Genomic DNA, 21,421 nt, shown 5'->3' with positions numbered 1-21,421 from the left:
TAAAAAAACAGAGGACACTCCCCTAATCCCGAAGCATCTTGTAAAATGTCCCCGATGGTACTATACTGAAAACAATTAGAACGACTAAACACCAAGGAGAAAAAATCATGATACAAGATATCGCCCCACACCAATTTGACAACGCCTACCGGCCCAAGCCTCCGGTTCCTGACAGCTACGCCCTCTACTATGAGGAGCATGACGTGCTGGCCTGCCGCCGGGAGGGGGAGATTGACTATCCCCGGTTCCGGGATTTGGAGGAGAGGAACCCGGATATTTATGAGCATTATACTTACCTGTTTTCCATTGACGGACAGGGCTTTTACCTGCTGGAACATGTGAATATTCCGGCCCCCTCCTGCTTTTCCATGGAGAACACGGAAGTGTTTGGGAAATGCGTTCCCCAGCACCTCGCCTTTGCGGGCATCACGGGCTGGCAGCTCTACGGCTGGTACCGGGACCACCATTTCTGCGGGCGGTGCGGCGGGCTGATGAAGCCAGATGAGAAGGAACGGATGCTCCGGTGTGAAACCTGCCATACGGTCGAGTACCCGAAGATATCACCGGCTGTTATCATCGGACTGACCGATGGAAACCGGCTGCTGCTCTCTAAATATGCGGGGCGGACCTATCAGAAATACGCGCTGCTGGCCGGGTTTGTGGAGATTGGGGAGACCGCGGAGGAGACGGTGAAGCGGGAAGTCATGGAGGAAGTCGGTCTGAAAGTAACCAATATCCGCTACTATGCCAGCCAGCCCTGGTCCTTCTCCGGCACGCTTCTGATGGGTTTTTTCTGCGATTTGGAAAGCCCGGACGAGATTACGCTGGACGAGGAGGAGCTGGCGCTGGCGGAATGGTTTGAGCGGGAAGATATCCCGGATGACGGCTCCCAGAACAGTTTGACCTGGAATATGATACGGTATTTCAGAGACCATGAGATCGAATAAAGAGTCTGCCGAGTCAGACTCTCGCGCCGGAGCGCGGTCGCTTTAGCGGCCATACTTCCTTAGCGCGGAGTGCGCATCCATAGCGGAGCGTTTTTGTATCATAGAGCACTTTCCTATGATATAAAAAAGAGCAGGCGGGGTCGATTCCCACCTGCTCTTTTTCTGTAAATCTCTATATGAAACTCTATTCATAAAATGTCTCAATCTCCGTCTCAATCCGCACGGCAGCGTCCTTCTCAATCCGATAGGACACCGCCGGAATCGACGCGTTTGGATACAGTACGTTGGTGTTGGGGTCCGCACCGATGACGAGACCGGCGGCCTTAGGGCCGCGGCCGGTGACCGTGCAGCCCTGTCTTGCATACTTCACCGTGGCCGTGTTTTCCGCCGCATGTTCCTCATATCCGTCCGTAAATTTCTCCACGGCGAATCCGCAGTCGTAAGCGGTGCAGTTGTAATCACTCTCTATCTTATGTATCCTCTTATGTCCATGCTCTGTCGGTATCACCGTGGAAGACACCCGGATTCCGGGGAAGGGCTGCCAGATGCTTATTACGCGGTCCTGCTGCACTTCGCTGTCCAGACTCACCTTGCGGACAAACACATAGTCGTCCCCGTCGATGACAAATGCCAGCGCGGAGTCCGGCGCGTTCTCGTGAAGCACAATCTGGCTCTTTGCCACGGAGAATCCGAACCGTGTGGAGTAGGCGAACTTGGAATACTTCTCCGGCACATGGCCGTGGCCGTATTTCTCACACACGCCGGCCGCATAGGCCACCACATCGCCGTCGTGGCGGTGCATCAGCATATCCGCCTGATACAGCGGCTTCACCGCCTTCAGCTTCGGCATCGGCGCCGCCTCCACGCTCCAGAATGGATGGTCGTCCGGCAGACCGAGACAGAGCAGGGTCTTCATGCCCCAGTAGGGGGAACCTGGCGCATTGTACCGCTCCGCCATGACCAGGTTGGGATAGGCGTAGCCAATGGTCAGCACACCGTCCCGGTCAAACATCTTCTGCTCCATCCACCAGTTTAAATGGCGGGCCAGAATTCCCTTCACCACCGCCACCGGCACGCCATCCAGCCCGGCGAACACATAGGCCGACCAGAAGGCCGCCTCCCCGAACCGGTAAGAAAGACTCCGCCCAAAGGGCAGGGCCGCCCCGTTCTCATCAAACCAGTAGAGGAAATCTTCGGCAAACATCTCCGCCCGCTCCTTGAACCGGCGGCACCGCTCCCGCTCTTCTTCCTCCCGGCTGTCCTCCATGGCCACGGCATACAGCAGTCCATAATAATGCATGGCAAAGGAGATATAGTAATCCTTCTGGCTGGACGCGCCATCCCGGTACCAGCCGTCCCCCAAATAATAGCTCTCAATCTTATCAAGTCCCGACTCCAGCTTTTCAGCGCTATACTTGCAGCCCTGCTCTCTCAGTGCCACATTGACAAGAATCATGAAAAACTGCCAGTTGCAGTCGGGAATCACATACTCATTAATCCCGTACAGCCACGCTGCCAGGTTGGCTTTCTCCGTCTCATTGAGCGGCTCCCACACCTTCTCCGGCGCAAAGATAATCCCGGAGGCGATGGCCGCCATCTCCACAAACCGCTGGTCATAATCGTTAAATCCGCCCCAGTATTCCGGGTGGTCCGGGTTGGTGCCGTTCGCCAGCCCCTTCCGGTATAATTCCTCGAAGGTGATGTCCGCGGTATGTTCACAGGCATTTTTCGTCCCTGTCACCCTGCCTTTTCCGGCTGCATATTCCACTCCGGCCAACTGGTCTGCAGCTCCTGCTTCCCCAGCTTTCCTCTCCGCCCGGCCATTACCTGCGGCTCCTGCCTTCCCGTCTCTCCTCTCCGCACCACCGCCCAGCCAGTAGGGCACCAGCGCCCAGAGCGGGCGGGAAAATGCTTCCATCTCTATGCTCACCTGGGGATAAGTCACTCCTGTATCCCCCAGATGCAGTCTCGCGCCTCCCTCGCTATAAAGCGGTTTCAGCGGATTCAACACCTGAAACATCCAATCCCGGAAATCCTGTTTTGTATGTAATCTCATCTTAGCTCTCCTTTTTACCCTGCCTTCCAATTACCAGTAGGGATTCCAGTCACCTGCAAGTCTCATCAATGCTTCCATATAGAAATAATCTCCCCAGATATTGCACTCGTCCACCCCTTCCGGCGTACAGGTGTTATAGGGCGATTTTTTGGAGTAAGTGCTGTGCAACACCAGTCCGTTGGACTCTGCCTGATCCTTCACCGCATAGGAATCCACCACCGATTTCATCAGCTTCTTCGCAATTCCTGTGTAGTAAGCCGCGTCGTCCCCCTCCAGATATTTCGCCATCTCCAGCATTCCACAGGCCGCAATGGACGCGGAGGAGGAATCTCTCGGCTCCCCGGAGCCGTCGCCAAACTCCAAATCCCAGTAAGGCACCAAATCCTCCGGCAGATGCTCCAGGAAATATCCCGTCACATGTTTGAAATCCTCAATATACTCCTTCCGGCCGGTATACCGGTAAGCCAGCGCCATGCCGTACACGCCCCATGCCTGGCCTCTGGCCCAGGCGGAGCCGTCCCGGTATCCCTGACAGGTGGCCCCATGGTCCGGCGCCCCCGTCTCCATATTCATAAAGAACGTATGCCAGGTGGAGTAATCCTCCCGGATTACATTGGCGGCCGCTGTGCGCAGATGTTTCCCCGCAATCTCCCGGTATTTCTCATCCCCGGTCTCCTCCGACGCCCAGTATAACAGCGGCAGATTCAGCAGACAGTCAATGATAAACCGGTAATTTTCCGGCTGATCCATAGGCCCCCACGCCTGGATAAACTCCCCTACCGGATGGAATCTGGAAATGAGCTGGTCCGCCGCCTTGACGGCCGCCTCCTTCCCCTTCTCACTTCCCACCAGCTTAAATCCCGCCACGCAGGACGGGGAATAGAGAAATCCCATATCGTGGTGGTCCACCTCGATCTTCTTCTCAATCCGCTCCAGGAAATTCTCAATCTGGATTTCCCCGGCCGCCTTTAAGGCTTCCGCTCCGGCCTCATCGCCAATCCGCTTCGCCCACTCATAGGCCAGCCACACCTGCCCGGTCCAGAATCCGGTGGTCCAGTTCACATTTTCCGTAGGGTGATACATCCCCTCCTCGCTGTATGCCTTCTTAAACTGATACGTAAACTCCGCCAGGTTGCTCTTCACCTGCTCCAGCGCAAAATCCATGGCCGTGGCCACGTCTCTCTCCTCAATCTCAGATTTCCCTGCCAGAAGGGCTTCTGTCCTCTCATTCATCTTCTCTTACTCTCCTCTTCGCCATATTGCTATCCGGCCCGCCAGGCTGCTCCATCTCCTCTTTGTCAGACACTGCCCTGTATCCGGATGCCAGGAAAACCGGCGGCACACCTGCCACCGGTTCACTCCCATGTTTCTTTCTGACCCTATCTTACCCTTTCACGCCGGTTGCCGCAATCCCTTCCACAAAATATTTCTGGAGAGACAGGAACACCACCAGCACCGGAATCAGCGACAGCACCGATGCCGCCATAATCAGTCCATACTCGGAGGAATACTGGCTGATAAACATTCTCAGTCCAATCTGCAAGGTTTTCTTCGCCTCGGTCTTCAAGTAAATCATCGGCCCCAGGAAATCGTTCCAGGTGCTCACAAAGGTAAAGATTGTCAGGGTCGACAGCGCCGGCTTCGACAGCGGCAGCATAATCTTATACCAAATCTGGTACTCATTCATTCCGTCAATTCTGGCCGCCTCACACAGCTCATCGGGAATCCCCTGGTAGAACTGTCTCATCATAAACACACCGAAGGCCGAGAACGCCTGGAGACAGATAATCGCCATATGGGAGTCATTCATCCCCATGGACCTCATCATGATAAACTGGGGCACCATGTACACCTGCCACGGCATAGCGATGGTGGATACGTAAGCTAAAAACAGTAAATCCCTATGTTTAAATTTCAATTTGGCAAATGCATACGCCGCGAAGCTGCTGGTAAACAGCTGCAAAATCGTCACGATAATGGTCAGCTTCGTGGTATTTAACACAAACTTCGCCAGCGGAATCTTCGTCCAGATATCCACATAGTTGGCCCATCTGGGATTCTCAGGAATCCACTTGATTGGGAATAAAAACACGTCCTTATCCAGCTTCAGGGAAGCCGACAGCATCCATGCAAAAGGAATCAGCATCAACACCGCCAGTGCAATTAACACTACATAGAGGACGACACGGCTGATTTTATAACTGGTACTCTGTACTTTCATCTCACATCATCCTCCTAATTCGCATATTTTTTCTCGCCTCTGAACTGAATCAGAGTCACGGCAAGGACAAGCAGGAACAGCACCATAGCCACCGCGCTTGCATAGCCCAAATCCCAGTTTCTAAACGCTTCCTCATAAATGTGGTAAACAAGGACAATCGCCGACTTGTTCAGGATTCCGTTGGAACCGCCCGCCAGCATGTAGACGATGTCATACACCTTAAAGCAGTTGATTGTCAAAATGATGGTGACAAAAAATGTAGTCGGCCGAAGCTGGGGCCAGGTAATATAGCGGAATCTCTGCCACGTGTTGGCCCCGTCCAGACTGGCCGCCTCATAGAGCTCCGCATTGATTCCCTGAAGTCCCGCCAGATAGATAACCATATAGTAACCCATGTTCTTCCACACACTGAACAGGACAACCGTGAACATGACCCAGTCCTTATCCGCGGACCATTTTGGCAGATGGTTGGCCGCCACGCCTAAATTGTATAACAGCATATTGACCGGACCACTCTTCTGCGGGCTGAACAGCATATTCCAAACCGCCGCCACCGCAACCAGGGATGCCACGTAGGGGAAGAAACTGACGGTACGGAAGAAGTTTCTTCCTTTCACCTTCTGATTCAGAATAATCGCCAGTCCCAGAGCCGCCGCCAGTGTCAGCGGAACTGTCCCGATACAGTAGAGAATCGTGTTCTTAAAAGAAGCGATAAACCTGTCGTTGGTAAATGCCCTAAAGAAGTTACTCAGTCCCACAAACTCCATGGCATTGTTCCCGTCCCACTTGGCAAATGCCAGCACGAACGCAAAGATAATGGGTACCAGCGTAAATACCGCAAACCCGATGAAGTTGGGCGCTATAAACGAGTAGGCAATCAAATCCCGCTTCTCCTGGCGGCTCATCCGCTGTCCGGTTTTCACCTGTTTGATTTTCCCCTGGGTATACTCGATTTTCTCTACCAGCTTCCCCTGTTTTCTCTTGTCTGTCGTCTCCGCCAGCTGCCGCTGCAGTTCAGCCAGCTGCGGCTCCAGTTTTGCCAGCTTTTCCTTTACTTTTGCCTGGTCAATTTGTTTCGCCTTTTTTTCCATCCCTCTGTCAAGCCACTCGTTACCGGCTTATCCTCCTTTTCCCTTTTTATGTTTTCCAAAGTGCCTAAGGCATCCATCGAAGCCGGCAGGCATTCATCCGTTTCCTTCGCTGAACGCCTTAAGCACCTTCTCTCAATATGAGGCGGGTTTTTTAAGCCCGCCTCACAACTGTCACTGTTTTTGATTCCTGTTCTAACGAATTACTGGGCTAAGATTGCTCCTACCTGCTCGTTCATCTGAGCGATACCCTCGTCGATGGTGCTGCCCTCTGTCATGATAGCGTCATGAGCTTCGTTCAACACGATTTCAATCTCAGCGCTCTTTGGATGAACTGGCATTTCCAGATAAGTCTTGGCTGTCTTGAGAGCCTCAGCGCTTCCCTCATCCTCCGGGAATCCTTCCAGGCTGGAAATAGCCTCAACTACGGCATCTGTCTGGATAGCCGGGAAAGTACCTGTCTTGGCAATCGTCTCCGCTCCATCAGGACCGCAGACATATTTCAAGAATTCCCATGCCAAATCTTTGTTCGGCGCGGAAGTCGGAATTGCCAGAGAAGCGATAGCGGAAAGAGTGGTACCTGGCTCCACACCCTCAGCGTGAGGATATTTTACAATGCCCCAGTTGGCAACTTCCGGACCGTACTCACCGGATTTTAACTTATCAATCAGAGTTGGAACATACCATGCACCCATGTTCATCATAGCGATGTTACCCTGTGCAAATGCTCCTGAATAATGTAAGCTGGATGTCTTTAAGGTAGCATAATCCTGGCATACGCCGTCATTCTGCTCCGCAAGAACCATCTCATAGTAAGGCTTTAAGAAATCATAGGTTCCGTCAACGATGGAGTTCTTGCCATCCAGAATACCGAACAGCTGAACTGCGGAACGCCATGTGTGATAGTGAGCGCCGTACACTTCCTGACCTGGTGTGGTGTTGGTCACGCTTCTTGCCAGTTCATCGTACTGCTCAAAGGTCATATCGTTGGTCGGGTAAGCCACGCCAGCGTTGTCAAATACGTCTTTGTTGTAGAATACCACCCAGAAATCGCTGCGGAATGGAAGCTCATATAATTTGTCATTCATCACCACCTGGTCGGTCACGCCGCCGTAAGCGGATAAGTCCACATTGTCTTTTGCGATATAGTCATCCAGTGGCTCCAAAACGCCCTTGTTTACCAGAGTTGCATATCCCGGAACATCCTTGATGGTTACCACATCAAAGTTGGAACCGCTTCCTGTCAGCTCGGTAGCCAGTACGGTCTGGTAATCCGCGGAACCTAAGTCTACCATCTCAATCTTCACGCCTGGATTGGCCGCCTCAAACTCGTCAATCAATGGCTGATAATACGTGGTCAGGTTAATATCCCATACCGCCCATTTTAAAACGGTATCGCCTGCTGCCGCCGCTGCGGTTGTAGTCTCGGCTGCTGCCGCCGTTGTCGTATCACCTGCCGCCGCGGTTGTGGTCTCTGTGGTGCCACCGCCGCCACAGCCAGCCAGACTTGCCGCTGCCATGGATAAGGCCAGTGTCAGACCCAATACTCTTTTCTTCATGTTTACTTCCTCCTCGTTAGATATATGTAATTGCTATGTACACAGTATAGCGGAAATAGCCGCCCCGGAGAATGGAAATTCTCTTGTAAAAGATTCACTATTTATTCATGATTTGTTCACAATTACATCCGGCGGTTTTCACCATTTCCAAAACATGTAATATTTTATGATTTTACAGTATTTTTTTATCTTTGTATACATTTTGCATTGTACAGCACGGCTTTCTCCCTATGTTTTTATTGACATTTAACAATTTATATATCATACTTTTCTTAAAGAATTTACAAATACCCCCCCCAAGTATTTACATAAGAAGGAATGGCACAATATGAAGAAATCATTTTTTGCAAAAACCATCCGGGGCAGAATCATTGCCATGACGGCGGGCATTACCCTGATTATTACCTTTATCACCGTGGCTGTCTGCTTCTCCGTCTTCCAGTCCTTTCTCCATCGGAACCAGATTCAGACCGCTGAGTTCAATCTTCAGCTGGTGGCCAACAGCGTCAATTCCGATATGGAAGATATCCTTTATTTTAACGACTGGCTGCTGGCCAACAATCAGGTGTTGAGCTATCTGGAGAGTTTCAAGGGGAAGGAACGGATGACCTACGCTTCCAGGGAGGATAAAGGGCTTAGGACCATCGCTCTTGCCACCTTCGACAGGGTGAAGGAAGAGTATATGGCATCCAGTACCCAAAAGTACATGACCCGGCTTATTATCTCCTCCGATAACGCCAACAATCTGCTCCAGTTCATTTACTTGTCTGGCGAAAGTTCGCCTCATAACGTACAAAGACTTTTGAGTGCAGATTTTTATTCCTATTTATATAACAGCCCGGACTATCAGTGGATTGGATTTGTGGATGACCCGTTTTTCAATATCAGCGGGAACAATCCCATCATTCCTCTCGTGCGTCCAGTCTACAAGAGCTACAATTCCGATATTATCGGGTGGACCTACCTGTCCATCTCCTCCAATATCGTGACAGATTATTTGAAATCCTATCCACTGGCGGACGACAGCGCCCTGTACTTTTCCATGGGCGGCAAATTCTACCGGATTGATGGGGACCATGTTGTGGAAATGTCCCCGGATTTCACGGTGGAAACGGATATCAGCCAGAATGTGCTGGACTCCGGTACCAGGGCCCAGACGGTCCGCATGGCCGACGGCTCCCACCGAACCCTGGTGTCGAGAGCGCTGGAGCCGGAGGGCTGGTGTCTGTACCAGATTCTCTCGGAGCAGCAGCTTCAGGCACAGCGGAGGTTCTACATATTATTGATGTTTGCCATCTGCCTGGTGATTCTGTCCCTGGGCGGGGCGCTGATGTATCTTCTCAATCGGACCATCAGCCAGCCGGTCGCCCTGGTGAAGAAGAAAATCGACGCTATCTCCGCTGGCGATTTCTCCCGGGATGAGAGCATTGAGTGGGACCATGAGATTGGGGATATCGGGAAGGGCATTAATGACTTGTCGAGGAGCGTGGTGACGCTGATGGACAAGCGGGTGGCCGACGAACAGCAGAAGAAGGATTTACAGTATCAGATTCTGCAAAGCCAGATTAACCCGCATTTCCTGTATAATACGCTGAATTCCATCAAATGGATGGCCACGATTCAGGGCGCCAGCGGCATTGCGGAGATGACCACCGCCCTGGCCCGGCTGATGAAGAGCATCGCCAAGGGGACCGGCTCCCTTGTCACACTCCGTGAGGAGCTGGATTTGGTGAAGGATTATTTTCTGATTCAGCAGTACCGGTATGGCGGAAGCATTTCCATCGAATATCACATTGAATCGGAGGAGTTGTATCAGTGCAGGATACACCGGTTCTCTTTACAGCCGATTATTGAAAATGCTCTCTTCCACGGCATTGAACCCAAGGGGACGGCCGGGAAGATTGTGGTGGATGTGAAGCGGACCGACGGACTGCTTGACATTTCCATCACGGACAACGGCATCGGTATGACGCCGGATGTGATTGAACGGGTGCTGTCAAATGACGATGAGGGTAAGACCAAGGCGGATTTCTTCAAGCAGGTGGGCATCCACAATGTGAACCAGAGAATCAAATATGATTTTGGACCGGAGTACGGCATTACCATCGAGAGCGTGCCCGGAGAATATACGACAATGCGGATTCTGATTCCCTGTGTGATACCGGGGGACGAGGACATTTCCATACCGGAGAATCCGTTAGATGAAGGGGAGAAAAAGTTATGATTAAACTGTTGATTGTGGACGATGAACCGCTGGTTCAGATTGGCATCAAATCCATGCTGAACTGGGCGGACTACGGGATTGAGGTGTGCGGCACGGCCGTCAACGGGGCCAATGCCCTGGAACTGATTGAGGAGTACTCGCCGGAGCTTGTCATCACCGACATCCGCATGCCCATTATGAACGGGCTGGAGCTGGCCAAGACCTGTCAGGAGACTTACGGGAAGATACCGCTGTTTATTATCCTGACCAGCTATGAGGAATTCCAACTGGTGAAGGAGGCATTGTCCTACCAGGTGGTGGATTATCTGGTGAAGCTGGAGTTGGACGCCAATACCCTGGGCGAATCCGTGGGGCGGGCGTTGGAGCGGCTGAAAGAGCTGAAGGCGACGGAGGAAATCCGTTCCACCGGCAAGCCCCTGCTGCAGATTTACCACGACAAATTCTTCCTGCGGCTGCTTCACAATCTGTTTGACAGCGAGGAACAGTTTGAGCTTCAGGTGCGGGATTTGTCCCTGGACTTCTCTGACCGGTGTTATGTGGTGGTTCAGTGTGAGATTCACGAGGAATCCCAGGCGGCGGGGATGGAGCATGAGAAGCTGCTCAACCTGTACAACAGCACGATTCAGATGGCCGGGGACATTTTAAACAAGCATCTGCCCTGCCATGTGATATCGCTGGATATGAAGCACTTTGTGGTGCTGTTTCATTTCCCCACCACAGAGGACATGGATTTGGGGAAAATGATGGAGGCGCTGACCAATGCCTCCTCCATGGCACACAATTATTTCAACGTGTGGCTGTCCATGGGGATTGGTTCCGCGGTGGATGCGCCGCTCAAGATATGCGAGTCCTTCCAGGACGCCAGAATGGCCTTCGCCATGGCGGACCGGGAACACCCGATTGTCAACTGCAACCAGGCGACGCCGGAAGCCCACAAGAATTCCTTTAACATCTCGGTGTTCAAAAATGATATCACCCAGGCGTTTGAGGAGTTTGACACGGATGTGCTGTATGATACGCTGACACAGATTATGGATGTCTTTGCCTCCAATCCCATGCGCTATCTCCAGGCCATCGACGGGGCCTGCAATATCCTGTACCTGGCGATTTCCCTGCTGCCGGAGGGGGAGACGACGCTGTCGGAAATCTTTGCGGATTACTCTGACGGCTACCGCTCCATCTACCGCCTGGGCAATGTGGAGCAGGTGCTGGATTGGATGAAAACCCTGCGGGATGGGCTGTGCGAGACGCTGAAATCCAAGAAGGTGACCTACAAGGAGCACGTCATCACCAACGTGAAGAAATATATCCAGAGCCATATCGAGGAACGGCTGACTCTCAACGATGTGGCCGGCATTTTCGGACTGAGCCCCAACTATCTCAGCGTGCTGTTTAAAAAGACCTGTGATATCGGCTTCTCCGAGTACATTACCCAGATGAAAATCAGCAAGGCCAAAACCCTGCTGCTGGAGCAGGATATGAAGATTTATGAGGTGGCAAATGAGCTGGGATTTGAGAGCGCGTTTTATTTCAGCAAGGTGTTTAAGAAGGTGGAGGGGATTTCACCGAGGGAGTATGTACAGCAGAAAACCAACTCGTAAAGATAGTATATTTATTCCATAAAAAAACACATTTTCTTCTAAGTTCTTCCCTGTTATGATAGACGGATGAGATGATTCGTATTTGATAACAGGGAGGAACTTTTTTATGATTAGTGAGATTTCCAAGACGATTACAATGCCATTGACGCGATTTCTTCCATGTCCGCCCAGTACGGACAGAAAGGCGTGGGGAAATGTGCCGCGGGAGATAGCTTCCCAGCTGGTGGAAAACGGGGAGGCCCATCTTGGGCGGCGGCCTCCGGTGATACTGGCGACGGATTTTATGGATTTTTGCAGGACGGGAGACCGGGAGCGTTATCAGACGCTTTTGTTTGAGCGGCGGACGACGCTGAATGATTTGATTCTGGCGGAATGTGTGGAGGGGGAGGGACGGTTTCTGGATGATATCATCAATTACGTGTTCCTCATCTGCGGGGAGAGTGCCTGGCAGCTTCCGGCCCACAACTCCTATATCCGGGATACGCCGCAGTTTATCCTGCCGGATGTGACGAGGCCGGTGGTGGATTTGTTCGCGGCGGAGACGGGGGCGGTTCTGGGAGTGGCGGAGTATCTGCTTCGGGATGCATTTGCAGATATCAGTCCGGCGGTCTCGACTGTCGTCAATGAGAATTTGGAGAAACGCATTTTCCGGCCTTATCTGGAGGAGCATTTCTGGTGGATGGGCGACGGGGAGAGTCATATGAACAACTGGACCTCCTGGTGCACGCAGAATGTGCTGCTGGCTGCATTTACCAGGGAGACGCCTCATGAGCGGGAGCGGGAAATGTTTGAGAAGGCCTGTAAGAGTCTGGATTATTTTCTGGATGAGTATGGGGTGGACGGGTGCTGCGACGAGGGAGCCCAGTATTACCGGCACGCGGGACTTACGCTGTTTAATGCGCTGGAAGTTTTGAACGGTATCACGGGCGACGCCTTTGTCTCTGTCTACCGGCAGGAGAAGGTGCGCAATATCGCGTCCTATATTTTGAATGCCCATGTGGATGGGGAATATTATGTAAACTTTGCAGACTGCTCCCCGGTGGCGGGCCGCTGCAATGCAAGAGAGTTCCTCTTTGGGAAACGGACCGGCAACCAGGAGCTGATGGCCTTTGCGGCCGCCGATTACCAGGCGTCCGAATCGCCGCTGCTGCCGGAGGAGCACAGTCTGTTCTACCGTCTTCAGACGATATTTACCCATCAAGAGATGATGAACTGCGACAGGCAGGTAGTTCTATCCCACCCGGATATGTTCTACCCCAGCGCCGGTCTGTTCATCACCCGGGACGATAACCTTTATCTGGCTGTCAAGGCGGGGGACAATGACGACAGCCACAACCACAATGATACCGGCAGCTTTACCATTTACAAAAATGGCAGACCGCTCTTCATTGATATCGGGGTAGAGACTTATTCCAAGAAGACCTTCTCCCCGGAGCGCTACACCATCTGGACCATGCAGTCCCGCTACCACAACCTGCCCACCTTCGGAGATGTCACCCAGTTAAACGGCCCCGAATACCGGGCTGACGATGTCTCCTACGAGCTAAATAACACTTTTGGTCAAATCTCCATGGACATCGCCGCGGCCTACCCGGATGAAAACATCCGCTCCTACCGCCGCCTGGCCCGTCTGGATAAGGGAGAAACGGGCATGTCCGACGGATGCATCACCATCACCGACACCTACGACGGCGACACCCGCCCAGTCGTTCTGTCCCTGATGACCTACGAGGAGCCCACCCTCCAGGGCAGCACCCTCCAAATCGGCGCCCTTGGCACCTGCCAGATAGAAGGCGCTTCCGCCATCCAGACCGAAATCATCCCCATCACCGACGCCCGCCTCAAACTGGCATGGAAGCACGATGTGTACAGGACATTGGTGACGATGGATGGGAATCAGTTGGTGTTAAAAATAAAATAAACCTGTAAATAAAATAAGGTGCAGCAGATATGACATTTTGTCGTATCACTGCACCTTGTTTATCTTTCCCTCTATCATAAATCCTACAATTAATGACTCTTTAGCTCTCTTTCATATCCTTCAGCATCATCTTAATATCCCCAAACTTTTTATCATTCGGCAGGAGGCGCTCCCACATGCGGTAGCCGCGGGTGGTTTCCACGTCTTTTTGATTCATCGTTTCTCCGGCGCCGTAGTGGTATAAGACATCGGCGTAGAGGTGGGCCATGTCCTGCTTGATGTCTTCCGGGTAATCGTGAAGGTTTTTCAATATTTTTTTCTCTACTACATGGTAATACCAGTCTTTGCTGTACTGGTTGAAATTCAGCAGGTTTTCATCCTGGCTTCCGGTGCGTCTGGCCCAGTTCTCTACGTCTACGCGTCTGGCCTGATATTCCAGCTGGTAATTATCATCCCATGTCAGGATGCCGTACTGGTGGGGTGTCATTCCCAGGGAGCTGGTCACGATTTCATGAACGCCGTAGGCTTCTTTGGGGACACCTGGCTCTGTCTTGTATTTTTTCATCCGCTGTACATGGAGATGGCCGCTCAGATACAGAGGCAGGTTGTGTTCGCCAAACAGCCAGATGGCGGAGGCCCTGCTCCATATCATGCACTCCCTGGTATAGAGACGGCTGACTGACAGGATGTTGTGGTGCCCTATGGGGACTACCATGATTCCAGCCTCATCTGCTTTGTCCAGCTCCTGTATCATCCATTGGTAGGTTTCCGGCCGGATATCGCCATCTACCAAATTCACCGGGTCATATTGATTGGTGTCCAGCATCATCATCCAGACGTCGTCCCGCAGTGGATAGATGTAACTTAAGGAGTTCTCATCCCGGCTGACGGCCTGCTCATAGCCGTATTCTCCGTATATCTCTGCGAACTCTGCCGCGGTGATGGATTCGTCAGGGGCCTTTTCCGATGCTTCGCCGGTCTGCTCCTGGTTCGCTGATGATTCTAACCTGCTGTCCTCTGTTTCTGCTCCGCCGGTTCCCGTTTCTATCACACGGTCTGCCATCCCCGGCTCGCCAGCCTTCTTTTCCGCCTCCCCGTCCATCATCTCCTTACCAGTCGCTTTATCCGAACCACCGCTTTTCTCCACCCGGTACCCAGCCGTATCATCCGTCATATCATCGGCATCAAAGTACGCTGACGCCCTTGGATTATTGATATCATGGTTTCCCGGTATCGCCAGTACCTGGATGCCGGCGTCCTGCACCTTTTTCAGCATTCCGGCCAGTTCCAGATGGCTCAGCCGCTCTCCCTCAAAGGTCAAATCTCCACTGAGGACCAGCGCGTCCGGCCGCTCCACCAGCACCTCGTCCAGAAATGCCTCCACGATTTCGCCGCTGTAAAGAGTCGTCTTCCCGTCATCCATCTTCTTCGTGAAGACCGCTCCCCCATCCGTCAGCCCCTTCGCCAACACATGGAGGTCCGAGGCAATTATGATTTTCGGAGGCCCTTTCACCTCTTCCACCGGCTCCGTATCCCCGCTCTTCTTCCATCTAGTTCGACAGGAAGGCAGTGCGGTATTCGTCTCCCGTTCCACATCGGCTCCCGCTTCCACAGCCGTTTCCGACTCCACATCATCATCCGCCTCAGACTCCACGTCTGCCGGTGTCGCCACATCCCCGGATTCCTCTCCATTTTCAGACGAAGGTTCGCTCCACTCCGTAGTCTCTTTTCCGCCATCGGACGTTCTATCGCCCGTTCCCAATTTTATTATCCAAAACAGACCGATGCACGCTGCAATCAGCACCAGGCCCGCTATTATAATCCTAATCTGTCTCTTCAATATTATGTCATCCTATCTGGCCGATATCACCAGTCCCACAATTGTCAGTACCATGCCGGCCACCCCCATAGGTGTAATCGGCTCCTTCAGCACAATCGCCGACGTCACCACCGTAATCACCGGCACCGCATAAATATAGTTGCTGCTGATAACAGCCCCCAGCGTATCCACCGCATAACTCCACACCGAGAAACACAGCGCGCAGGCGCAAATCCCCAGAAACAGGAAATTAAACAGATACACCGGCTGTGTCACCGCCGCCGGATTCCAAGCAAAGCCCATAGGCTTTAACAGCGGAATCATCAGCAATAATCCATAAAAGAATATCCTTCTCGTCGTAAAAATAACCGGATACTCATATTTTCCCATCTTCCTGATAATGATGGAGTAGGAAGCCCAGACCACCGCCGCTCCCACAGCCAGCATATCTCCCAATGGGTTCAGCTTTAAAACCGCCCTTCCATTAAATGTCACCAGCGCCACACCCAGTATCGCCACCACAAACCCGATGAAAAAGTTCTTCTTCATCTTCTCATCTTTCAACACAAAATGCGCAATCAACGCAGTAAGAAATGGTGCTACTGATATAATAATGCTTACATTGGCTGTCAAAGAGTAAGTCAGCGCCACATTTTCCAACAGATAATAGATTGTCACCCCGCTGGCCCCAGCCGCCAGAAAATAGAGCTCATGAGCTAGTTTCGCCGGTTTAAACCACTTGGGACGCGCCAGCCACAGCATCACATACCCCAGCAGAAACCGATAAAACAGAATATCCAGCGGCGGAAACTCCCGCAGCAACACCTTCGTAGAAATAAACGTGGTCCCCCACACAATCGCACAAAAAAACGCCGCCAAATGCCCCTTCAGCTTCTTATCCATCATCACTTCTATGTACCTTTCGCTCTCTCATCATTGTCTTTGCTATTCTAACATACTCCTCACTTCTTGTAAATGTACCCGCCCCCGCAACTTTACCGGATAACACAAAGAGAGCGAAGCCCCCAACCACTCCCGGTGACTTCGCTCTCCTACATGTTATCCGTATGTTTTTCCTAACGTAAACGATACCTGCAATCACATCTTTAAAAGTTCAACAATCTCTGTATCCGTATTTTCCGGATGCAGCGCCAGCGCCTGATACATCTTCTGCACCAGTTGTTCATCTGCTTCCAAAATCTCTGCTATCTCCTCTACTGCCATTCCCTTGTTCTTTTTCCTTCGAACCTGATAAACAAGATTCAGCAAAACTCCTTGCTCTCTCCCCTGCTCTATTCCACGTTCTATTCCGCGTTCTTCCCTCTTCTCCAACTCATCGGCAAACAATTCTCTCAATGCATCACACATTTTTCTTACCTCCTCATACTGCTCCGCATTCGCCCGGACAATCAAATCCATCACAGCCTGATACAATGGGTCCTCCTGGTTACTTTTATATTCTCTGGCCAGTGGCTCGATTTCTGTTATTTCCAGTCCGCCACGCAGACGCCCCAGCCAGATATATTCTTCCTTTGATAAACGGTTTGTCAACAGTATCTGCATCGGGAACATCAGGCCCTTCACATAATAGATTCCCTGAAATTCCTCCCATACGGCCGCTTGATACCTCTCTTTTAAATGCGCCACCAGTTCCCTCGGATAATGGCTGCATACCAGGGTTATGGTCAACTCCTCCGGTGGTATCTCCAGAACTTTTCTAGTATCTGACTGATAGACACAGGCATATCCCGTCACCTTGTAAAAATCATTGACACTGATGTAATCCTCCGGACTTTTGTACTCTACGATATTGTACTGGCGGAATAACTTACCTATACTTTTTCTGACAACATGATCCTTCCTCTGCTTGATGATCAGTGTATCCATCTGCAGCGGTTTTTTGCTGAGATTATGTTCCTCTTGAAAGACCAGAAATTCCCGGTCTTCCATCAGTTCTACCTGCAGTGCCGCCTGAAACGCCGGGTGCCACTGCAATGTCCTTCTCTTCATTCATTTTCTCCCTTCAGTATAATAAAAAAACGACCTAACTTCAATAGCTCTGAATGAATTTCTTCTTTCTGAATACTCGACCGAATCGGTCATTACAGTGATGTTCACCGTAGGCGCCGCGTTAACGGCAATGAATTTTCTGCGGAAAGAAATCCGCAGGAAACTTAAATCATATTTTGTATATCTAGGAATAGATTCAGTATAACACATCGCCTTATAAGATGCAATTCCAAAATCATAAAAATATCCAATAGAATTTCCATAAACAATTTTTACAGAAACTCTATTGGATAAACTTGTTTTTTAACAGTCTGTCATTCCAACAGCCCGTTTATCAAATCACCCTTTAATTCCCAGCGTCTCCGCAATCCGTTCCTTCGTCCGCTCACACTGGTTCCGTCCATATATAATATCGCTGACGGTGGAATTGGCGATGCCGAGGCGTTTGGCCAGTTCCTGCTGGGGGATGTCCTGTTCTACCATTGCGATTTTCATCTTTTTGCCAAAGGGGGTGCATGGGATTCTTGTTGCCATATGTATTTCCTCCTGTCTCTTTTCAGAATTTCACTGGGTGGCTGTGACGCTGCTTCTGTCGCGTTTTCAGTTCTATGAAGGCTCTACGGTTGATACCATAAAGGTGGGCGCCACTGAAAATTTATCTGCCGGGGCCCAGCCGTTCTGGGTCAGGCCGTATATCTTCAGATTCAGTTCCGTGCCGGTACTTCCGGTCTTTGCCTCCATTTTTCCCTTCGCATTGTTCAAATAGTACTTGTTACTGTTTGTTGTCATATTTGCTGTAGTCAGCCAGAACGACTCGTCCGCGTCTGCATTTGCCGGCAGGCCGTCAGCTGTTGTCATGGAAGCATCTTTGATGGCGAGCATGACACTGTTCAGTGTTGAAATATTATCGGTTTTGCTTATCAGGGAAATGTCCTTCACACCGGCCGGCTTGCTGCCCGTATGGTCCTTATTGGCCTCGATGTCCGAAATATACACATACACCGGCACCGCCGAATTATTGATAATCTTATAATTCGCCGACTGGTTGCTTCCAATCTGTACATCAATACTTTTGCCATCATATTTACTGGGGTCAATGTTAAACCCGGCCTTTAACGGAAGGCTGACACTCAAGCTGGTAATCTCAATCGTTCCCACTAGCTCCGTCTTCGTTCCTCCTACGCTGGATACGGTATCTGTCTCCACCGCCGCCGGGTCCACCGCCGCATAACCTGCCATGCTTCCTGTCACTGCCATTCCCAGCGCCAGAGCTAGGGCGGCTGTCTGTCTTACTCTCTTCCTCATGTTTCTTTCCTCCATCCTTTTTACTTACTTCTTATTTAAATCAGCCGCGCTATTTGGCGCGTACTGCGCTGATTTTTAAGATTGGCCTCACCGTAAACTGGTATTCTCCATAAAAATCGGCTTCCGCTGTTCCATAGAGCTGCAAGCCGACACTCTCGCCTGCCGCCAGCTCCGTTATGGGAATCCCCGTTCTTCCGGGGTACAGCGCATACTGCTCAAAATCCGCCTCACTGATATACCGCTTGTCCGCTCTTCCCAGCACCAGAAGGGCCGTTCCAAATCCATTTACTTTCGACACCCGGTCCACCAGCTGAAAGCTCTGCTTTGGCCCTCCTGGGAATTGCTCCGCAAATGTCACATCTCCCTCTCTCATCTGCTCCACAGACGCAATCTCCAGCCGGACAGACACCACGGAAAGGTTGGTCACCTTCAAGCTCTCCGGTCCCGGACACACAATCTGTCCTCCGGGATTATCCACCGCGTCAAAGGGTGAGGCCGGGTTGACCTGAAATTCAAATCCGTCAGATGGCAGCGCTGCGGATATCAGCGACACCTCAATATTTCCCGTCAGCTCTGTCCGAACCGCCTGAGTTCCCTGCTCCCTGGGAAATTCCGCCCTCGTCTCTTCGGCATCCTCCAGGCGTTCTCCGCCCACGCTTCCTGCGCCGAAGACCTGTCCCGGTGGCTGCAGCCCCCCTATCAGCACCAGGGCCGCCAGGAAAACGGCCGCCTTTGATGTTGCTGTTCGTTTTTTCAAGACCGTTTTCCTCCTCTCACTCATACAGGGTCAGGCGTATCTGGGCCGCAGCCTGGCCGATGTAGCTTTCATCTTCTACTTTGTAGGCGTGGAACCTGGCCGTACAGGTGTATTGACCCGGCGGCAGTTCCACCTTCAGCGGGGCGGCTTCCACATAGTTACCCGGTGGAATGGCCCCGGTTTCATAGATTTTCTCCCCTGTGTCATCCCTAAAGACCTCCACCCGGATTAATTTTCCCTGGTTGGATGGGTTTTCAATCAGCCAGTTCACGTTTCTGTTCTCCCCCGTGGTTTTCCCTGACGGAGTGGCGTTGATGGACATGGCCAGCATTCCCTCCTCCACGATTTCGTCCAGCTCCCGCTGGATGTCCTCCCTGGATTTTCCAGGAATGTCTCCCTCTATGATATTGGCCTCATACACCAGTCCCGCCTGCTCCGGCGTGTTCTGCCTTCCCTGGCGGTAGAAATAGATGGCCGCCACCAAAGCGGCCAGAAACAGAATGCTGAGCACCAGCAGCAGTCCTTTGCTTCTGTCACTCCCACTGCCTTGTTTTCTGCCTGGGCGGGTATTTCCCGTCGGCTCTCTCTCCGGCCTGTCACGCCCCCGTCCGCTCTCCCTGTACACCGCCTGTTTTCCTTTCCTCTCCTCCCGGCTCATGTTTCCTGTCCCTTTCTTTTGTCCTCATATCGGTTTTCCCGTCAGTTTCTCACATACAGCGTGATGCGCGCCGCCCCTCTTCCGATGTAGGCGTTGTCACTGATGCGGTATGCGTCAAAATTTGCCACGCAGGCATACACTCCTGCCGTCAGTTCCACATCCAGCGGAGCTTCCCCGATGTACTGTTCCGGGTCCAGATAGCCGGACTGGAAAAGTGTTTCTCCCGTGTCCTCCCGGAGAATGGTCACGGTAAAACGGTTTCCGTTCTCCGGTGGATTTTCTATCAACAGATTTGCCATTCCGCTACCGTTTTCCATGCTCGGGGTGGCATTGATGGAAAAAGTCAGCATTCCCTCCGCCACCAGCGCATCCAGCGCCGCCTGTCTCCCTGCCGGGTCGTTCAAAGTCCCGCTCTGGACATAGGCTTCCGGCTCCAGCTGGGGATACTGCACCACCGGCTGGCTGTGGGTGTGGACAATGTATCCCGCACACGCCAGTACCACCCCACAAAATGCAAGGGCAAGGATTACAACTGCCGCATTCACATAGTTTCTTTTTCTCCGCATCCTTCCCGTCTCCTATGATTCTCTTATCGCCGCTCTTATGCTGATTTCTGCGCCTTATTTTTCCACAACTCTCAATGTGATTTCCAGTATCATTTCGCCGGCAGGCTCTGTTCCGATAAACAGTTCTATCTTTGCCAGCGCCTGATGCTCGCCAGGTTCCAGGGTGCGGTTTAATTTGATGGTTTCCACATATTTTCCCGTATCCACCCTTCTGGTGCCGCCAATCCGCTTTCCGTCCGATGTTAAATAGAGGTTTATCCGGGAATTGTATTGGTTTCCCTCCGGGTTTTCAAACTCGATATTGCACTCACGGCTCCCTGATTTTATGGTGGGCAGCTGGTTCAATACCACCCGGTACTGTCCGGCTTCCACTGGCCGGCTGTCGACGTGAAGCCGCCCATCCATGGCATTTTTATCCGGTAGAATATCTATCCTGGCCTGGATGGGGTCTGCCAGGCAAAGATAGGCCAGACAGCCCAGAAGGATCACGCCCAGGCACAGAATAACTGCCGCCGCGCCGTTGGAAAATGGCCATCTCTGTCTTTTTTTCCGGCGCCCCTTCACCTGCTTTTCCGGTATGGAATTTTCCATATTGGTTTTCTCTGTGATTGCTCTGTCTTCCATTGGTCTCTCCGTTTTGGGTCCGCCTGCCATCAGTCTGTCCGTCTCCCCTCTGTTCTCTCCATCTG

18 protein-coding genes are annotated in these 21,421 nt (G+C 51.9%); 4 read left to right on the top strand and 14 right to left on the bottom strand.

Features of this window, described 5'->3' with window-relative positions; all coding sequences use genetic code 11:
* The first annotated feature begins 107 nt into the window (after positions 1–107).
* Positions 108–947 (top strand): NAD(+) diphosphatase, encoded by an 840-nt coding sequence (nudC, locus tag HMPREF9473_RS06010; RefSeq protein WP_006779178.1) that lies wholly within the window; start codon positions 108–110, stop codon positions 945–947.
* A gap of 184 nt (positions 948–1,131) precedes the next feature.
* Here the strand turns inward: nudC and HMPREF9473_RS06005 are convergent, their stop codons facing one another.
* The 5 genes from HMPREF9473_RS06005 to HMPREF9473_RS05985 all read right to left on the bottom strand — a co-directional run bounded on the left by HMPREF9473_RS06005 (position 1,132) and on the right by HMPREF9473_RS05985 (position 7,871).
* Complete coding sequence (locus HMPREF9473_RS06005; RefSeq protein WP_006779177.1) at positions 1,132–3,003, bottom strand: DUF2264 domain-containing protein; 1,872 nt, start codon at positions 3,001–3,003, stop codon at positions 1,132–1,134.
* A gap of 30 nt (positions 3,004–3,033) precedes the next feature.
* Complete coding sequence (locus HMPREF9473_RS06000; protein WP_006779176.1) at positions 3,034–4,236, bottom strand: glycoside hydrolase family 88 protein; 1,203 nt, start codon at positions 4,234–4,236, stop codon at positions 3,034–3,036.
* A gap of 151 nt (positions 4,237–4,387) precedes the next feature.
* Positions 4,388–5,224, bottom strand: coding sequence for a carbohydrate ABC transporter permease (locus HMPREF9473_RS05995; RefSeq protein WP_006779175.1), 837 nt, complete (start codon positions 5,222–5,224; stop codon positions 4,388–4,390).
* 14 nt (positions 5,225–5,238) lie between these two features.
* Entirely contained in the window at positions 5,239–6,315 is a 1,077-nt protein-coding gene (locus tag HMPREF9473_RS05990; protein WP_006779174.1) for an ABC transporter permease subunit, read from the bottom strand.
* A 200-nt stretch (positions 6,316–6,515) separates the two neighbouring features.
* Positions 6,516–7,871: an ABC transporter substrate-binding protein gene (locus HMPREF9473_RS05985; RefSeq protein ID WP_006779173.1), complete on the bottom strand. Its 1,356-nt coding sequence runs from the start codon at positions 7,869–7,871 to the stop codon at positions 6,516–6,518.
* Positions 7,872–8,199: 328 nt separating this feature from the next.
* On the opposite strand from HMPREF9473_RS05985, the gene HMPREF9473_RS05980 reads away from it, so the two are divergent.
* The 3 genes from HMPREF9473_RS05980 to HMPREF9473_RS05970 all read left to right on the top strand — a co-directional run bounded on the left by HMPREF9473_RS05980 (position 8,200) and on the right by HMPREF9473_RS05970 (position 13,617).
* On the top strand, positions 8,200–10,095 hold the full coding sequence (locus HMPREF9473_RS05980; RefSeq protein ID WP_006779172.1) for a sensor histidine kinase: 1,896 nt from the start codon (positions 8,200–8,202) through the stop codon (positions 10,093–10,095).
* Positions 10,092–11,696, top strand: coding sequence for a helix-turn-helix domain-containing protein (locus HMPREF9473_RS05975; protein WP_006779171.1), 1,605 nt, complete (start codon positions 10,092–10,094; stop codon positions 11,694–11,696). Before HMPREF9473_RS05980 ends, HMPREF9473_RS05975 begins: the two co-directional genes overlap by 4 nt.
* A gap of 106 nt (positions 11,697–11,802) precedes the next feature.
* Positions 11,803–13,617 carry a heparinase II/III domain-containing protein gene (locus HMPREF9473_RS05970; RefSeq protein WP_006779170.1) on the top strand — a complete coding sequence of 605 codons (1,815 nt, stop codon included), beginning with the start codon at positions 11,803–11,805 and terminating at the stop codon, positions 13,615–13,617.
* 100 nt (positions 13,618–13,717) lie between these two features.
* Here the strand turns inward: HMPREF9473_RS05970 and HMPREF9473_RS28070 are convergent, their stop codons facing one another.
* The 9 genes from HMPREF9473_RS28070 to HMPREF9473_RS05925 all read right to left on the bottom strand — a co-directional run bounded on the left by HMPREF9473_RS28070 (position 13,718) and on the right by HMPREF9473_RS05925 (position 21,356).
* On the bottom strand, positions 13,718–15,457 hold the full coding sequence (locus HMPREF9473_RS28070; RefSeq protein ID WP_006779169.1) for a metallophosphoesterase: 1,740 nt from the start codon (positions 15,455–15,457) through the stop codon (positions 13,718–13,720).
* 12 nt (positions 15,458–15,469) lie between these two features.
* Positions 15,470–16,342, bottom strand: a complete 873-nt coding sequence (locus tag HMPREF9473_RS05960; protein WP_034858023.1) for an EamA family transporter — start codon at positions 16,340–16,342, stop codon at positions 15,470–15,472.
* Positions 16,343–16,534: 192 nt separating this feature from the next.
* A complete protein-coding gene (locus tag HMPREF9473_RS05955; protein ID WP_006779167.1) occupies positions 16,535–17,446 on the bottom strand; it encodes a hypothetical protein in 912 nt (303 codons plus the stop codon).
* Positions 17,447–17,785: 339 nt separating this feature from the next.
* Positions 17,786–17,980 carry a helix-turn-helix domain-containing protein gene (locus HMPREF9473_RS05950; RefSeq protein ID WP_006778881.1) on the bottom strand — a complete coding sequence of 65 codons (195 nt, stop codon included), beginning with the start codon at positions 17,978–17,980 and terminating at the stop codon, positions 17,786–17,788.
* A 72-nt stretch (positions 17,981–18,052) separates the two neighbouring features.
* Positions 18,053–18,751 (bottom strand): hypothetical protein, encoded by a 699-nt coding sequence (locus HMPREF9473_RS05945; protein WP_006779166.1) that lies wholly within the window; start codon positions 18,749–18,751, stop codon positions 18,053–18,055.
* 49 nt (positions 18,752–18,800) lie between these two features.
* On the bottom strand, positions 18,801–19,508 hold the full coding sequence (locus tag HMPREF9473_RS05940; RefSeq protein WP_006779165.1) for a hypothetical protein: 708 nt from the start codon (positions 19,506–19,508) through the stop codon (positions 18,801–18,803).
* Positions 19,509–19,524: 16 nt separating this feature from the next.
* Positions 19,525–20,166 (bottom strand): hypothetical protein, encoded by a 642-nt coding sequence (locus HMPREF9473_RS05935; RefSeq protein WP_006779164.1) that lies wholly within the window; start codon positions 20,164–20,166, stop codon positions 19,525–19,527.
* A 41-nt stretch (positions 20,167–20,207) separates the two neighbouring features.
* Positions 20,208–20,732: a hypothetical protein gene (locus HMPREF9473_RS05930; RefSeq protein WP_006779163.1), complete on the bottom strand. Its 525-nt coding sequence runs from the start codon at positions 20,730–20,732 to the stop codon at positions 20,208–20,210.
* 54 nt (positions 20,733–20,786) lie between these two features.
* Entirely contained in the window at positions 20,787–21,356 is a 570-nt protein-coding gene (locus HMPREF9473_RS05925) for a hypothetical protein (RefSeq protein ID WP_138669922.1), read from the bottom strand.
* Between the last annotated feature and the right edge of the window lie 65 nt (positions 21,357–21,421).

The sequence above is a fragment of the Hungatella hathewayi WAL-18680 genome (assembly GCF_000235505.1).
In the GTDB taxonomy this organism is placed as follows: Bacteria; Bacillota; Clostridia; order Lachnospirales; family Lachnospiraceae; genus Hungatella_A; species Hungatella_A hathewayi_A.
The sequence above is the reverse complement of the archived record's forward strand: the minus strand, read 5'-3'. Positions and strand labels throughout refer to the sequence as shown.

Bases quoted from the DNA above. Each gene is read 5' to 3' on its own strand.
- nudC (WP_006779178.1), top strand. From the start codon at position 108: ATGATACAAGATATCGCCCCACACCAATTTGACAACGCCTACCGGCCC.
- HMPREF9473_RS05925 (WP_138669922.1), bottom strand. From the start codon at position 21,356: ATGGAAGACAGAGCAATCACAGAGAAAACCAATATGGAAAATTCCATA.
- HMPREF9473_RS05950 (WP_006778881.1), bottom strand. From the start codon at position 17,980: ATGGCAACAAGAATCCCATGCACCCCCTTTGGCAAAAAGATGAAAATC.
- HMPREF9473_RS05985 (WP_006779173.1), bottom strand. From the start codon at position 7,871: ATGAAGAAAAGAGTATTGGGTCTGACACTGGCCTTATCCATGGCAGCG.
- HMPREF9473_RS05990 (WP_006779174.1), bottom strand. From the start codon at position 6,315: ATGGAAAAAAAGGCGAAACAAATTGACCAGGCAAAAGTAAAGGAAAAG.
- HMPREF9473_RS05975 (WP_006779171.1), top strand. From the start codon at position 10,092: ATGATTAAACTGTTGATTGTGGACGATGAACCGCTGGTTCAGATTGGC.
- HMPREF9473_RS05935 (WP_006779164.1), bottom strand. From the start codon at position 20,166: ATGAGCCGGGAGGAGAGGAAAGGAAAACAGGCGGTGTACAGGGAGAGC.
- HMPREF9473_RS05980 (WP_006779172.1), top strand. From the start codon at position 8,200: ATGAAGAAATCATTTTTTGCAAAAACCATCCGGGGCAGAATCATTGCC.
- HMPREF9473_RS05945 (WP_006779166.1), bottom strand. From the start codon at position 18,751: ATGAGGAAGAGAGTAAGACAGACAGCCGCCCTAGCTCTGGCGCTGGGA.
- HMPREF9473_RS05995 (WP_006779175.1), bottom strand. From the start codon at position 5,224: ATGAAAGTACAGAGTACCAGTTATAAAATCAGCCGTGTCGTCCTCTAT.
- HMPREF9473_RS05955 (WP_006779167.1), bottom strand. From the start codon at position 17,446: ATGAAGAGAAGGACATTGCAGTGGCACCCGGCGTTTCAGGCGGCACTG.
- HMPREF9473_RS05960 (WP_034858023.1), bottom strand. From the start codon at position 16,342: ATGATGGATAAGAAGCTGAAGGGGCATTTGGCGGCGTTTTTTTGTGCG.
- HMPREF9473_RS05930 (WP_006779163.1), bottom strand. From the start codon at position 20,732: ATGCGGAGAAAAAGAAACTATGTGAATGCGGCAGTTGTAATCCTTGCC.
- HMPREF9473_RS06005 (WP_006779177.1), bottom strand. From the start codon at position 3,003: ATGAGATTACATACAAAACAGGATTTCCGGGATTGGATGTTTCAGGTG.
- HMPREF9473_RS06000 (WP_006779176.1), bottom strand. From the start codon at position 4,236: ATGAATGAGAGGACAGAAGCCCTTCTGGCAGGGAAATCTGAGATTGAG.
- HMPREF9473_RS05970 (WP_006779170.1), top strand. From the start codon at position 11,803: ATGATTAGTGAGATTTCCAAGACGATTACAATGCCATTGACGCGATTT.